The organism is Haladaptatus sp. R4, assembly GCF_001625445.1.
Lineage (GTDB): Archaea > Halobacteriota > Halobacteria > Halobacteriales > Haladaptataceae > Haladaptatus.
The window spans coordinates 12,767-26,955 of the sequence record NZ_LWHG01000033.1 but is presented as its reverse complement, the minus strand read 5'-3'; the positions used below and the strand labels follow the sequence as shown (position 1 = coordinate 26,955).

Here is a 14,189-nt window from a genome sequence, read left to right as displayed (position 1 = left end):
CCCTCAATAGAACTTAGGCAGGATCGTTTATTTCTATGTCGCCACTGCACTCTCCATTCGTTCCAAAATTGAACACACAATTATACTATTCAGCAATAATATCTCTAGTATCCACGTGTTCGATTAGCATTCGCTGGGCGGGGATATCCGATGCCGTCAGTTGGCGTGCCATGTCTAAAAAGAACTGAAGCGGTGGTTCGTTCGGTAGTTCCTTCCGGCCCGTTCGTACGCACGGCCAGCACGGGAAGTCACCGAGGCCGTCACAGTCGCAGTCTTCGGGTTCAGACTCGTTGTCTTTCGATGGGAACGCATCGAGCGTCCCGTCGTCAGTTGCGGTTTCGACGACAGCCATGTGTTTGCAAAATGCGTTGCGGTGGATATGGTGCGAGCACGTACAAGCCATCAATTGTCGCTAGAGGATCCCGATATCTGAGTTGTAAGGCCTCCATCCGTATCCTGTTCAGGATGCGTCTCTCGCATCCACACGAGTGTAATACCCCCTGAGACGAACATCGCTATCGCAACGAGATAGAACGCGGCTTCCATTGAGACAAGATCAGCTGTTAGGCCGATCACGATGGCTCCGAATCCGTACCCCGCGTCACGCCACATTCGATACACGCCAAGGCCAGTCGCCCGCCACGATGGGTGAGCGGCATCACCCACGACTGTGATGAGGTTGGGGTAGAGAAGCGCCATTCCAACCCCTGTGATGCCAGCGGTTATGAGCCAGAACAAGTATCCATTGACGATCACTGTCGTAAGCACACCGATGCCAGCAATGAACATCCCAGTCACGACAGGCGGACGCCGACCGATGTCATCTGCGAGCTTTCCGGTGTATAATTGAAGAACCCCCCAGAGACCTCCATAGACCCCAATAACTGTCCCAACCTCCACGACTGACAACCCAGCAGTCGTTAAGAAAAGGGGATAGGCGATCCAGACTAGCGCGTCGACGAACTTCTCGACATTTCCGGCTTGCGATGCTGCAAACAGCGTTTTGTCACCCCATGTCGCACGTTTCAGTATCGATTGAAACGGAAGCTCAGCGTCCGTCTCGCTAGTCTGATTCGCAGCTTCGGCCTCTGCATAGGGAAGCGTCTCCTTCACAGACAGAACCGAGATAACGAATGCGAGTACGATAACGCTTGCAAGGAAGTAGAAGGGGGCAGGTCGAAGTCCGTATTGTGCAGCGATGATGCCCGTGACCCATGCGCCGAGGGCGACTCCACCATACCCGAATGCTTCGTCAAGTCCGACGGCGAGCCCACGAGCATCGCTTCCGGCGAGATCGATCTTTGCGTTGACGCTCATACTCCATGCCAATCCCTGATTAATTCCGAGGAGAACGTTCCCCAGCGTGATCCACCACCAGTTTGGTGCATAGATCAGGATGATCGGAATTGGTAATGCAATGAGCCACCCACCAATAAGAATCGGCTTGCGACCATACGATTCCGACCACTTTCCTCCATAGAGGTTGAGTAACGCTTTGACGAAGCCAAAGCTCACCACGAACGATCCGACGACGAGTATCGATTTGACCCCTAAAATATCTCGCCAAGGACGGGGACGACGTTCCGCTCGGTACCGATCGTTAGTCCAACTGCAAACACGATGAGGAGTTGCAGTGCAAATTGCGACCAATTTCGTCGAATACCCTGCCTGTAGGTCATAGAAGAACGGTTTAGCGTTTAGTTTGCCGCGCAGTTGTTCGGACCGAGTTCGAGGGATTCGACGTCTCCACCAGGTTGTTCTTTCCCCCAGTTGATCTGCTTAATCTCGTTATAGTTGGCGGGCTCGTCAGCGAGACTGTCAACGATGGTTTCGACGAATGCAGTCTCGTCGTCTGCCTCAACGTAGCTTAGAAGTTCGTTCGTCGTTTCTTCTTGGAGCTCATCGAGATCAGTGGCAAGTGGACGAACCGTCTCATCGCTGAAGTGCCCGGGGAGGACGAGCGTTCCATCGTTGTAATTGGTGAGACGCTCAAGGCTTTCGAATAGCTTGCTTGCAGCTTCGCGGACGGCATCTTCGGAGCTGTCTTCGAGATCGGGACGACCGACGCTTCGGAGGAACAGGGTGTCCCCGGAGAGGAGCACGTTGCCGTACTCGAAGGAGACGCTACCGGGCGTATGGCCGGGTGTATAGATGACATCGAGCGTTCGGTCACCGACAGTGATTGCATCATCATCCGTGAGTTCGGTCACACCATCGAGTTCCCCTGCATCCTCGCCGTGGAGGTAGTACGGAACGTCGAGTTCGCCAGCGAGGCGACGAGCACCGGAAACGTGGTCGGCGTGTGCGTGTGTGTCTGCGACGCCGATGATCTCGAGGTCTTGTTCGTCGGCAATGGCTAGATACTCCTCAATGTATTGAGTGGGATCGACAACGACCGCTTCGTCATCGTCGTGGACGAGATAGGAGACACAGCCTGTCCCGGGACGGATGGTTTGAATTACGCCATCAGCAGCGGTGAGGTCATACTGGCGGTGGACGCGACCCCAACCGTTCATTCCGTTGTCGATGGATTCGGCGTCGTACCCATGTTCGCGGAGGAACTCGGCCGCGCGAGCGGACGTAATGCCAGCAACGCAGACGACGGCTATCTCTTTGTCTTCAGGGAGTTCGTCGAGGTGATCTTCGAGCGTGGCGTAATTGTACTCCAGGAGTTCGTCGTAGACTGGTACGTTCGTACTTCCCGGAATCTGCCATTCTTCGAAGTCCTCTTCTCGACGGACGTCGAGAACGAACAGCTCTTCGGCGTCATCGTCCTGTACACGTCGCGCAATCTCGGATGGGTTGAATTTGGTATTGCTCACTGTACCCAATACTATGGAACACCATGTCTTAAATCCGTTGGAAGCGGGTGATTGTGTTGAGGTAGTGAATATTCGACATTCAGAAGGTTATCTCTAAATACGTGAGCTTAGGCATTCCTTTATATCTCAAATCAAGAGGTATCTCATCTCCTCAAACAGCCACACAGTATTTCAAATACAACCCACAACTATTCCAGGATCTGCCCTGAGCGTTCGCTGCTCGGTGAGATCCGAGAACGTCAATTGGCGTGCCATGGATAAAAAGGGCTGCAGCGGTGGTTCGTTCGGTAGTTCTGTTCGTCCCGTTCGCACGCACGGCCAGCATGGGACCCGTTAAGACCGTCACAGTCGCAGTTGTCGGGTTGGGTATCGTCGTCGTCTCCAGGGGAAGGCGTCGAGCGTTCCGTCGTCAGTCGCATTCTCAACGGCGGCCATATGTTTGCCGTAGGTGTTGCTAACGAGGGTAACAACTCTACCGGGGCTCGATTTCAAGGCTCTCGATTTCTTCTCTGTGCGCCCCAGTGAGCTAGTCATGTTCATCATTGACCCGTGCTCGGATCTCGCCATCTGATTGCCATACATGGACCGTAGCATCGCAAACCTCGAACTCTACAGAAGGGGCAGATTCTTCCTGATGGCAAAACAGGCTATCGAGTGCCTCTGGATCAACCAAATCGTAGAGTCGAAGGCCCATTTCGTCGAGATCGAGGTCGTCGTATTGTACTAATGCCTCAAGAGCGACGGCGCTCGCTCGATTGGCACACATACCATCCAGAGACTGTGAACTAGCCGTTACACTCATTGTCACATCTACTCTTAGAACGTGTTTTCCATAAGAGTGTTGATCAAGCAAAACAATAGTCCAAACAGACTATGATCGGACAGCTAGTTGATAACATGTTAGCTAGTAACTGTCCATAAGAAGCATACGTCACATACCGAGTGGATAGTGAGCGCTCATCCGACGGCCTAAGCAACCGATTGATAGTAATCCAAAATATATGAAATATTGCTCAGGCTCTCCATATCTTTCCTCTTTGATGCCAATCGTGCTTCCCTTAGAAGGACCTTACATGCGCAAAGCGAATGGCCAGGACTGTAGAACCACTATCAAGATGTATGGAACTTCAACTCCGAAATCGCGTACGCGAGGTTGCCGAGGACGTAACGGAGCAAACAGAAGCGGTGTCACACGTAGGGCGTAACGTGGGAGAAACCGCCGCACGAGAGACGGTCAGAAATGGGACCATTGCATACAATGAGCTATCGAGCGCCGCCACGTCGGCGAGAGAAGCGGTCGATATCGTTCGGGAACACATGAACAACCAAAGTTTGAAAACACCGTCGGACCCATTGGCGATTGCGGCAACAGCAAACCGATCGACGACCACGCTTGCAATCGAAATTCGAGAGTTTGTCGACGCAATTGACCATCGCTACGCAGCGAAGAGCGCGTTCCAAGGGGCGCGACGAGGATACATCGCCGGACCGTACGGTGCGGTTCTCGGGGGCGGGATAGGTACGATGTACGGTGCGTACAACAGCACCCGTGAGACATTTGACCCCGAAGAACCACCACAACCGTTCAGTGGGGTGAGTGACATTGAGCGGTATTTAGACGGTGTTCGGCACGCAAGAACAGGATACGAGGTCGGCAAACGGTTTGGGACGAAGGGGAAAGTCACGGGAGCCGTGATTGGTACCGGGGTTTCGACTCTTCCGCTGCTCGTCGAACGAGTGACCGCAAGCCTGAACGGCGACGAAAACGAGCGCGGCGATGAGCGAATGGACGCGGTCACTGAGTAGATAGCTAACCGAATGATGACCATTCCGATCCCTCGTGTTGGTCATTTACTCCATGAGTGTGACGATTGTATGAAGCTTGCCCAGCACAGGAAGCCACCGAGACCGTCACAATCACAATCGTCGGGTTCGGTCTCGTTGTCGTCCTCGGAGGGGAAGGCGTCGAGCATCCGTCGTCTGTTGCGGTTTCGACGGCAGCCATGTGTTTGCAGAAGGTTCGTGTAGACACGGATCTCGAATACAACCTTTTGAATTGTGTCAGGAAAATACCGAAGATCAAACCACGCTACAACCGATTCCGGACGTTCGTGCGGAAAGACAGAGACAGATTCAACGAGTGAGAGCGTCCAATCGACGAGCAATGTGCCGTAACAGTGTCTCATCGAGTATTTTCTCGGTATCGTCGCTCATCGATTAGGCGGACGCTTGCGTGGTGTTGTCGTGATTCTGCCGTGCCTGTTCGAGTTCTTCAATTCGCCGTCGAACGGTTTTCCACTCTTGCAATTCCGACCAGATATCCTCGACATCAGCATAGTCTGCATGATCGAGCGCATCCACTTGGTCGGGTCCCTCAGCATCGTATTTTTCGCGGTAGCGCCGCTCTTTTTCGATTTCTGTTTTCAATCGTTGTTCGAGTTCCTCCATGGGGAGTCCACACAGCCGATGAATCCGTCGCCATTGGAAGTAATCCTCGTCACGGACAAATTCATCTGGAGCCTCGTTGGTTTGCGTTAGCATCCCGATTTCCGTGAACCACTGCAGATAGTCTCGAGCGGTTTCCTTCGAGACGTTTGCTCTCTCGGCGATCGCAGCAACTCGTGTTGGCTCATACAACTGCAGGGCTGTGGTATACACCCGGTCTCGTGTCGATTCGTTTTCCCACGTTTCGGTCCATTCCTCAGAGAGACTTGGCGGCGTGGATGAGGTGTCGTCTGGAGTCATATCCTATTCTTCGCACTACCACAACATATATCTTGCCCGTGCTTAAAATATTGAGTAGTAATTGCGGGTTCTCGATTCTCGCGATGTTACTGATCGGCTCCCTTTTCGACACGAATTGCACCGCCGCACTCACTACAGCTGTACTGCTCCGGATTGCGGACCGTCTTCGACCGACGATATCGGGCAATCCGACCGCCGCAGTCCTCGCAGATGAGCACCACTTGGGTGGAGTGAATCACTTACAGTGCTGTGAGGTGTCAAGGCGGTCTGTCCACTGGGTGAACGTTGCGCCGTGATCTGCGTCGCCGAATTTACTGCTTGCTCTTGGGTTGTATGGGTCTATATTACTGACTTCGAAAATGGTAGCCTCGGCGAGTGTGACCACACTCATTGTTGGTGCGGGTATTGGTGTTTTCTTAGCTGGAATATCACTGGTGTTATTCAACAGTGAATTTGTGATGAACCGATTCCAGCGTCCGCTTCTCCGATTTTCATTGATACTGGCGATTGTCCTCGGTGTACAAGCGTTGCTCAACCTATTTCCGATATTAGTTCGAATTGCCGGAGTAACGTACTTCAGCCTCATCTTCCTTGGTCGGTTGCCGCTCTATATCTCGACGTTCATACATCGATGATGATAAGATAGAATCACAAACTGCGTTGAACGGTCACGATAGTCGAAATCCCGTCTATGGTCGTTTGTCTGACTGTCTTATTTTTTAACAGTAGCACAAAGCATATACCGAACCCCCCAAAGGACCAGGTGTGGCGCGGTTGCCTCTGACACCCTGAATCGGTCTCGCGTGGGTCTGGCGCCATCACTCCGGATCCGCACGCCCTCTCCCTCGCCACCCCCTCCTTCCTGCTCGACCGCGTGCCATAGTGTGCCCGAGTAGGGAAATACAACTGATCCAGTCATGTCTCTATTACCCAGTTCGACGCCCGAGATTGATACTGAGCAAGCGAGTGATATCCAAATTCTTGGTATCGAAACCAGTGGTGGTGAGTGAGAGTCACGGTTGAGCTTCAAGGGTGAGAGAAGCGGGTCACTATTGGTTGGTCATCCAAATAGTGAACCAGTGAACCGCCGACAGTCCCGTTCTACTCGTTATCGGTGATGGGGAGAGGCTGAAGCACACCATACCAAAGTCGATATACAATGCTGCCTGCGAGCATTCCGATTGAGAAACTATACTTGACGGACTCATTTTCTGGCAGGATGAATTGCTGAATAGCTGACCACCCCATCGTCGCGATTCCCCGTCGTCGAGTAGAACTCTTGAGCGAATGCCAATCACGATCGTACGCCCACTGATACGGGATCATGCTAACAAAGCCAGCAATCATCCATCGGCGAGAGAGGGGTTCATACTCATCAGAGCGTCTCCGAAACAGCAAGATTGCCAGTAGGCTAGTGATACTTCCGATAAACTCCATACGGGCTCGAGTTTGTTCTGTAACCATACTGTAGTCTCTATGAGAATACACGACGCCAAATAGTTATTATAACATGTGAGACTGTTTTAGCGATTATCGAGAAGGCAGCGTCGTGATCAGGTGCTGCTCGCTGCTAAATGAGAGCCACACCAAAGGCCGACCAGGAACAAAGAGAGCAATTCATCGGTACGATGACTTAGTGGGTGTTGAATGTTCCTCAAAATGATAGGGATACGCTAATTTCGATCCACTCGTAATGTTTATTCAGAACACTATCCAATAGGTTTGTATGACAGCAAACTCCGCTCGCTCATCTCCCTCCTCTCGAGAACTCTTATTCGACAAGCAGCGTCTGGCGTTTTCTGTTCTCGTTGGAATCATTGCTGTACTCGTCAATCTCCTCATCGGCAATATTCACACAGTCAGTGATGCTTTCACGCCATTCCTTGGTGCGACAATCGCATTGTATCTCGTTCAGACCCCGATTCGCCGTGTCCTCTCTCGGTAGAAATCTTTGTTCTAATTTTCGTTTACATACTTCTGAAGTGACTGGACAACCGAGTCAGAATCTGGAATCGGTGCGAGTCGGCATCGAAATGGCAGTGGCCATGGTAATCCCCGATGAAGCGTGAGAACATCTTCGTTGTATTCGACCGAGCGTAGCTGCTGGCGTGGAATAAATCGGGTAGCGAGTGTGCCACTCCGTTTTACGAGGAGGCCGCTCTCAACCAGTGTATAGTGCTTGGTTTTTCCTATGACAATTGCATTGCCCAAGAGAACGCCTCCGATCGAGGGGAACAAACCTTGGATTGGTTCTATCGGGATGTGGAGTATGAATCCGCTCACAAGGAAGATGAGACCGCCCACGATTGATAATAGTCGAACGAAACGGAGATACGAGGTATCTGGTCGCCCAAACCACTCGATGAGAACTTCTTCATGACGGCGGAGGACCACAGCATAGTAGTTCATCGTTGTGATATAGAGGAAGAATCCAGCAATTGTGAGAAGTAGAGCTTCAGCGATCCAATTCTGTAGTACGGTCGAATCTGGACCCATCCTAAATGCGGTAACTCCTTCGCTGATCAGATACACCAAGAATGGACCGAGTGAGAGCGCGAGATAGAGACGAGTGCGAACAAGCAATTCAGCGAGATCGTCTCGAGCAACTGCAAGAGCAATACCAAACAAGAGGCCGAAGCATGCTGTAATGAGTGAAATGCGTGAGAAGTAGTGAGTGCTCGTGAGGAGTGTAACGACCACTGTTGCAAGAATGCTAGTATAAATCCCACACGCGAGATCAAAGAGAGTACGCTGTACCGGACGCTGAAGCATTATTTGGTAGTTGTGCGTATCTGAACAAAGCTCTTGTGTGGGAACAAGTTACTCATCATTCTAGGAATGGATTTACCTCCGGGGAGCGATATAGCATCTATGGTCACTACAGAACTCTCTTCAAGGTCGTCGTTCGAGCGATATCTTCACTCGAGAGGATGGTGGCTGGTGATACTCGCAATTCCGGTGCTATTCGTTCTCTGGTCTGTTGTGACGATCTTTACAATGGGTATCACTAGATTTGTCCCGCTCAATGTCTCAGGGTATTTGACGACGTATCTTGCTGGGGGAATCATCCTCGTGAGTTACGCAGTTGCACTTCTGTCACTGGTGGCTGTGTATTCTGACCGCCAATATGTCCGGAAGCACTCCGAGTGGAAGCCAACCATTCTCTATTTTCTCATGGTCATTCCGCTGCTCAATGTCCCAATTGCATGCCTCTATCTGTTCTTCCGCCATCGACATATCGGAATTCCGTGATAGATGCGCTCTGACTGAGAACGAGAGTGAACGCGACGAGCAGGGACGATTTGCGGAGCAAACGAGTGATGACGATATTCTTCGGGTGATTCGTGAGTCCGAGTTTCCGGCAGTAACCGCTCGGTGGGTCGAAGATACAGTTGCAATGGAACGGCGCCCAGTGCATCAGCGGCTTGAGGAGCTTCACGAGCGAGGTGAATTGGAACGTGGGAAATTGAGTCCGCGGGTTGTGATCTGGTGGATTCCGGAGAAAGAGTGAATAAATCTCTCGGTTCACGAATTACGTCAAAAGACATAGTCGCAGACAGGGCACTTTCGTTCGAGTTCATCGATCACGCGATCACTTGTCTTCCCGGTCCATCCACAGTCAGGACATTGAGTGAAGCCAGGACTCATTTCATTTCTCAACGGCTTCCTGTACCAACTACTTTGGGAAGGCAAGAGATGTCCTGAATCGACGACTGGGTTGGAGAGTATATCTCCAAAGTCACAAGTATATGAGGAATCATTTATAGAATATTAACATCTTGGAGCTAAGGCTGGATATAGACGTTCTATTCCGTGATACTACCTGTGTGAGCCCATATCGACCCACAAACCTAAGGTTGGAATAGTAACAAGAGTAGGAGCGTCTAAGGTTGGATGAGTAACAGCATCCAGGACGACTCGGGTAAGACCGGTTTTCAGTCGTTTGAGGCTGTGAAAGGCTACATGTATGATTTCGATCCAACCTTAGAATCCTAAGGCTGGATTCTATGGCCGGAAACCAGCCCTACACGATTCTATGCAATTTTAAAGCCGTCAAATGTCGATCTGTACCTCCAAATCCTTCCAAAGTAATAGGGGGTACAGGGACGGAGAAAGTAAATGTACAACGACGGGATCGCCATGAAAGCAATAAATAGCGTAAAGAAGTGGTGGTCCCTGATTAACCCCTAACTGACGAGCTTGTAGATCACTCTGGCAGTCAACCCAATCGACAAGCGAGATTCAGCGAAATACCAATCAGGAACATCCTGCTCTGTTGAATAGGGATACGGCAACGAGATGGACGTGCTAAGACGGGGGTGACAAGCGCGTTGCACGTATCGGACAAACTGTTTATTGCTTCACCGACGGTATAGATTCAGCTCTATCAAGCCAATTATTCACTAGTGATTCAAATACATCGGGTTGTTCAATTTGCAGATTATGACCTGCCATGTCTAGTGTAGCAAAGGTTGCCCGTGAATAATCGTCAATCAACTCCCATGCATCTTTATATCCAACGCTGCTATCCTGCCGACCCGTAATTATTAATGTTGGATATTCAAACGGTGATGGGTCACTATCGACATCGAAAGTAAACCCATAACCGTCCCGCTGAATAGGATCCATAAACTCAGTATTAGCGTTTCGTGAGGGAAGCAAAATTTCCTCACAGAATCTCTTCCATTCTTGTTCACCTTGTATCACAGCCATTGGTTCGAATTCGGCAACATCTTCTGATGACAATCGGGAGATAAGAGATGGATCTTTCCTCAAAATTTGATGATCAGGTACGTTCCTTTCATCGTGATCCGCAATAATCACGGGCGCAATAAGCAACATCCCACGAACCAGATCTCTGCGAAAATGAAGGATTCCACGATCAAGATATCCACCGTATGATTGTCCACAAAGCAAGAAGGGCTGGTTTGGTATGAGTTGATCAATAAACTTCAGAATGACCTCTAATATGTCATCTGAATTTTTGATGTCTTCTTGCGGCTGTGACTTGCCCATTCCGGGAAGATCTATATATATTCTTTTCCAACCACTTCGTTCCTTGAATATTGGCTCCAAACAGCTTGACATCGTTTGATGATCCAAAGACCAGCCATGCAGTATAACTATCGGGAATCCCTCTCCGATTATTTTATGATTTATTGACAATTGTGTTTCAATCCGTTCTGAATTTTCTATTTCTTGCGACCCTATCTACGTTTCGGTTGTCCTGTTGGCCTGATAGGGACGTGCATAAATAATCGGCTCATTATTGAAAGAGATAGTTTCAAATATTCGGCTCTTCGCTTGCTGGTAGACCTCGTTGTATTTGGTATTTCAATGTCGGCAGGTTGTACTGTTGAATTGGAGAAGACACGGTAATCTGGCGTAGGGTTGGTAAGTAAATCTTTCAGAGGCGCATCCTACCGAGGGCGAACATAATAAAATTAGGATAAATAGTGATCCTCATTCTAGCGTCATGGATGGTCGGATACCCTTCTCGCCGTTGGGGTCATCTCGGGAGATATCGAACTTGAGTGAAAACGTATCGGTGGCCCCACTGTCAACGGTTATTTGTCAACTTTTCCGTGATGTTCGCTGTCGGGATCGGTTTCGGAGATGTAGACCTGTACGTTGTCGCCTGGTTGGTAGGGGTCGCTCGCTGGTTGGGGCACGTCCTCTAACTATTATAGTCTCTCATACGGTTCGTCTGCAACCGTCAAGTTTTGTCTCAAGGTACGTGATGATGAGGTCAACCCAACAAGGGTACTTCTGAAACCATCGACGAATCTCTTTAGATGAAGAGGTGACAAAATCGACCCAATGCCCGATCCTGAGTCAGACACGGTACAACTACAATTCGACAAAGGGAGTCTCGTGAAGAAGTCGCCGGAAGGGGCAGCGAGCGAGGAATACACCGCTGAACCAATCACGCCGGGCGATCGAATAGGATTCACTGTCGAAGTGAAAGACAACGCCATCGCGGTGAATTCCGCACTTTCGGAAGTCATTACGACGCATGACCGTACTCTTGACTTTGGATCAAGGGCCCATGCCGAGGCATATGCGAGTCAGTTGTCGGCAGGCGATGGGTCACTACGGATTCAAGCTGCACCAGTAAATGACCCGCGCGATGTGGATGCCTATCTTCTTGCTGATCACACACCATCGATTTCGGAACCGGCTGCAACTGATGGTAAGACATGGACGTTCGATGTTGGTGCGAATCTCTACGGGGCACTTGGCGAGGCCATTTTGACGGGTGCATCGAAACCGCACGCACTCTACTACTTTGTTCGGGAGGATTTAGAATTCGATGATGGGGATATAGAGTTTGGGCTAGTCCTTGAGGTTGAGAGAGGCACGCCGATCTCGGTTGCCCATCCAGATGGGGAAAAGCGGTGGACACCCGACTGTATCGTTCGGGCAAAGGATGGGTGGGATGGATGTGTGTTGTCGAGGTACTACTGTGAGATCAAAACAGGAAATGCGTCGTTCGAACGATCGCAGGGTATGGTGATGGAGGAATTGGCAGCACAGGAACGGGTGTTGAAGATCCGGGTGAGGATTGAGAATTTGCCCGAGCAGTATTCACTTCGGATCAACGAGGTAACACCAGCGGAATGACTTTCTGGCTGTGAGACAGCACAGGACGGTCACTAAGAGCAACGAGTGCTGACAGTCCCTCTATCCCGGGCAAGGTGATGAAATCCGATGAGCGACGGGAGAGGGGTGCCAGTGGATGCATTGGTTGGGGTGCCCACTGTTTTCACGAAGATCTGGGTGCCAACACGGGTGCTATGGTGGGGGTGCCACTAGGTGAGACTCCGGGTTTTCAATGAACGTACTGCCGGACTGGCTCCAGGAGGTGAGGATAGCCAACCCGGAGTTGGACAAAGCAACTCTGGACTGTCCGCTACCGACTAGCAGAACAGACGTTGGGAGTGTAACAGCCCGTGGGACTGTCATCCCGACACCAGCGGGTGATGGTCATATCTGGTGACGACCGGGAGGACTGTCCAGCGTGCTGTGACGAGGTGTGACGTGGACTGGTTGCGGTCACCGGACTGTTTTCCGTGAATCAGCAGCCGGACTGTCAGTGGGGATGAGCCAATGGGACTGTCTGTGAGACCGGGAGTGATTGTGGAAGGAGAAGGTGTCTCCCGGTAGTGGACAGGTGATTTACTCCGGAACTGCGGTGTGGTAGTAGTGGACTGTCAGGCTGGCTAGTGCTGGTTGTCTGTGCTGTTGGGTTTCACTTGAAAGGCGGGGTGTTTGACGTCAGGGTGGGCACTATTTCTGCATGGCCGACTGTCCTCCGTACGAATACAGACCGACTGTCCACTGGTCGGGCACATCAACGATTCTGGATATCATCGCTAGTCAGTATCGAGAACCTTCGAAAAATCACACTGAGAATGTACCAGTACCTATGGATAGTCCGATACGGCGACGAAGTACGTATCTGTCGAATATGGTCGGGAAAACAGTGTCTACCGGAATTTTTTTTTTCGTTTGACGCCTCAGCATCGACTATGACGGGGAACGAGCCACCTCCCGACGAGTGGGAGAACCATTCCAGTCAGTCCGGCGAGGAGAGCGCCGCCGAGCGCGATCTCGATATCGATGTCTCAGAGGTCGTCCTCGAGTTACAACCCGTCTTCGAGGCGATTGGGCATCCACGACGACGCTACCTCGTCTACACTCTCGCCGAAGAGACAGAATGGTCACTCGATGACCTCGCGACCAAACTCGCGGCGTGGGAAACTGATACGAAAGAGGCGAACATCGCGACGCTCACGTACCAGGAGATGTATACATCGCTCTATCACTCCCACGTGCCGAAACTCGTGGATTTGGATGTGATCGAGTATGATGACGAGACTGAGACGATCACGCCAGGTCCACATGCAGTGCAAGTGTTGGCGGCGTTGGAGGGTGCAGGTGGCAGTCTCGACACTCGACAAGAAGCACATGCTCGCAGCGAGTTCGACCGGGAAGACACTCAGTAACCCATGGCTACCCAAAGAGGTATTACTACCTCGGGCATGACTGTACGATAGGACACGGTCAGACGGAGGATAACAGATGACGTCAAGTAATGACCACACTGATGATGGCACCAAACTTGCACAGGACGGAAACGAACCCGACGATCCCGGCATGACGTTTGTAACACAGGCTCACTACGAACGCGAGAGCCATCGCGATCTCACCACCGAAATCATCTTCGCGATTGCGGATGCCGCAGACGTCGTGCCGACGGATCTCAAGGATCCCCCGTTATACGAGTGTGTGGATATCGCTGCGATTGAAGACGGCTTCTTCGGGCCGAAGGTCGCCGGGCATACCCGTGATAGCGATGGGAGTGTTTCCTTCCGATATAATCAGTATCGCGTCGAGGTTGCCAGTGATGGGTGGATTACGGTGTCCGAGCCTACTGCGTACGGGGACTGACTCCATTCTGTCTATCGCTTGCATCCGGATGAACGGATTTACGAGTGGTACGAAGTGTGTCCTTCAGGTCGTGCTCGGTTCCCAGCCAGAACTTTATGTGACGGGTGCATAGGGTCTCTGACGGAGAAGCAAGAACATACTGTGTATCCGTTTCCAAGGCGCGGAAGC

General features: G+C 51.2%; 12 protein-coding genes. 5 read left to right on the top strand and 7 right to left on the bottom strand.

The genetic code is table 11. The features are described from left to right. Window positions 1–85 precede the first annotated feature (85 nt). The 4 genes from A4G99_RS28120 to A4G99_RS30085 all read right to left on the bottom strand — a co-directional run bounded on the left by A4G99_RS28120 (window position 86) and on the right by A4G99_RS30085 (window position 3,588). On the bottom strand, window positions 86–352 hold the full coding sequence (locus tag A4G99_RS28120) for a hypothetical protein (protein WP_066148555.1): 267 nt from the start codon (window positions 350–352) through the stop codon (window positions 86–88). A gap of 50 nt (window positions 353–402) precedes the next feature. After that, window positions 403–1,650, bottom strand: coding sequence for an MFS transporter (locus A4G99_RS22780; protein WP_255359190.1), 1,248 nt, complete (start codon window positions 1,648–1,650; stop codon window positions 403–405). Window positions 1,651–1,697: 47 nt separating this feature from the next. Next, window positions 1,698–2,822 (bottom strand): MBL fold metallo-hydrolase, encoded by a 1,125-nt coding sequence (locus A4G99_RS22775; RefSeq protein WP_066148553.1) that lies wholly within the window; start codon window positions 2,820–2,822, stop codon window positions 1,698–1,700. A gap of 526 nt (window positions 2,823–3,348) precedes the next feature. Next, window positions 3,349–3,588, bottom strand: a complete 240-nt coding sequence (locus tag A4G99_RS30085) for a HalOD1 output domain-containing protein (protein ID WP_223302195.1) — start codon at window positions 3,586–3,588, stop codon at window positions 3,349–3,351. A gap of 353 nt (window positions 3,589–3,941) precedes the next feature. Between A4G99_RS30085 and A4G99_RS22770 the strand changes: the two genes are divergently transcribed. Beyond that, window positions 3,942–4,628 (top strand): hypothetical protein, encoded by a 687-nt coding sequence (locus tag A4G99_RS22770; protein ID WP_066148551.1) that lies wholly within the window; start codon window positions 3,942–3,944, stop codon window positions 4,626–4,628. A gap of 411 nt (window positions 4,629–5,039) precedes the next feature. Here A4G99_RS22770 and A4G99_RS22765 read toward each other — a convergent pair whose 3' ends face one another. Then, entirely contained in the window at window positions 5,040–5,567 is a 528-nt protein-coding gene (locus A4G99_RS22765; protein ID WP_066148550.1) for a hypothetical protein, read from the bottom strand. A 1,956-nt stretch (window positions 5,568–7,523) separates the two neighbouring features. Further along, window positions 7,524–8,339 (bottom strand): hypothetical protein, encoded by an 816-nt coding sequence (locus tag A4G99_RS22750; RefSeq protein ID WP_066148545.1) that lies wholly within the window; start codon window positions 8,337–8,339, stop codon window positions 7,524–7,526. Between the two features lie 99 nt (window positions 8,340–8,438). Between A4G99_RS22750 and A4G99_RS22745 the strand changes: the two genes are divergently transcribed. Further along, window positions 8,439–8,819, top strand: a complete 381-nt coding sequence (locus A4G99_RS22745) for a hypothetical protein (RefSeq protein WP_150123211.1) — start codon at window positions 8,439–8,441, stop codon at window positions 8,817–8,819. 1,101 nt (window positions 8,820–9,920) lie between these two features. Here the strand turns inward: A4G99_RS22745 and A4G99_RS24775 are convergent. Next, the gene (locus tag A4G99_RS24775) at window positions 9,921–10,733 is read right to left on the bottom strand and encodes an alpha/beta fold hydrolase (RefSeq protein ID WP_082838006.1); all 813 of its coding nucleotides are present in this window, start codon (window positions 10,731–10,733) and stop codon (window positions 9,921–9,923) included. 654 nt (window positions 10,734–11,387) lie between these two features. Between A4G99_RS24775 and A4G99_RS22740 the strand changes: the two genes are divergently transcribed. From A4G99_RS22740 to A4G99_RS22730, 3 genes are all read left to right on the top strand, one after another. Further along, entirely contained in the window at window positions 11,388–12,191 is an 804-nt protein-coding gene (locus tag A4G99_RS22740; RefSeq protein WP_066148541.1) for a hypothetical protein, read from the top strand. A 908-nt stretch (window positions 12,192–13,099) separates the two neighbouring features. Continuing rightward, on the top strand, window positions 13,100–13,576 hold the full coding sequence (locus A4G99_RS22735) for a hypothetical protein (RefSeq protein WP_066148539.1): 477 nt from the start codon (window positions 13,100–13,102) through the stop codon (window positions 13,574–13,576). A gap of 76 nt (window positions 13,577–13,652) precedes the next feature. Then, a complete protein-coding gene (locus tag A4G99_RS22730; protein ID WP_082838005.1) occupies window positions 13,653–14,021 on the top strand; it encodes a HalOD1 output domain-containing protein in 369 nt (122 codons plus the stop codon). Window positions 14,022–14,189: the final 168 nt, after the last annotated feature.

Excerpts from the sequence above, each read along its gene's own strand:
- A4G99_RS22740 (WP_066148541.1), top strand. The coding sequence starts at position 11,388 with ATGCCCGATCCTGAGTCAGACACGGTACAACTACAATTCGACAAAGGG.
- A4G99_RS28120 (WP_066148555.1), bottom strand. The coding sequence starts at position 352 with ATGGCTGTCGTCGAAACCGCAACTGACGACGGGACGCTCGATGCGTTC.
- A4G99_RS22765 (WP_066148550.1), bottom strand. The coding sequence starts at position 5,567 with ATGACTCCAGACGACACCTCATCCACGCCGCCAAGTCTCTCTGAGGAA.
- A4G99_RS22750 (WP_066148545.1), bottom strand. The coding sequence starts at position 8,339 with ATGCTTCAGCGTCCGGTACAGCGTACTCTCTTTGATCTCGCGTGTGGG.
- A4G99_RS22730 (WP_082838005.1), top strand. The coding sequence starts at position 13,653 with ATGACGTCAAGTAATGACCACACTGATGATGGCACCAAACTTGCACAG.
- A4G99_RS22770 (WP_066148551.1), top strand. The coding sequence starts at position 3,942 with ATGGAACTTCAACTCCGAAATCGCGTACGCGAGGTTGCCGAGGACGTA.
- A4G99_RS22735 (WP_066148539.1), top strand. The coding sequence starts at position 13,100 with ATGACGGGGAACGAGCCACCTCCCGACGAGTGGGAGAACCATTCCAGT.
- A4G99_RS30085 (WP_223302195.1), bottom strand. The coding sequence starts at position 3,588 with ATGTGTGCCAATCGAGCGAGCGCCGTCGCTCTTGAGGCATTAGTACAA.
- A4G99_RS22745 (WP_150123211.1), top strand. The coding sequence starts at position 8,439 with ATGGTCACTACAGAACTCTCTTCAAGGTCGTCGTTCGAGCGATATCTT.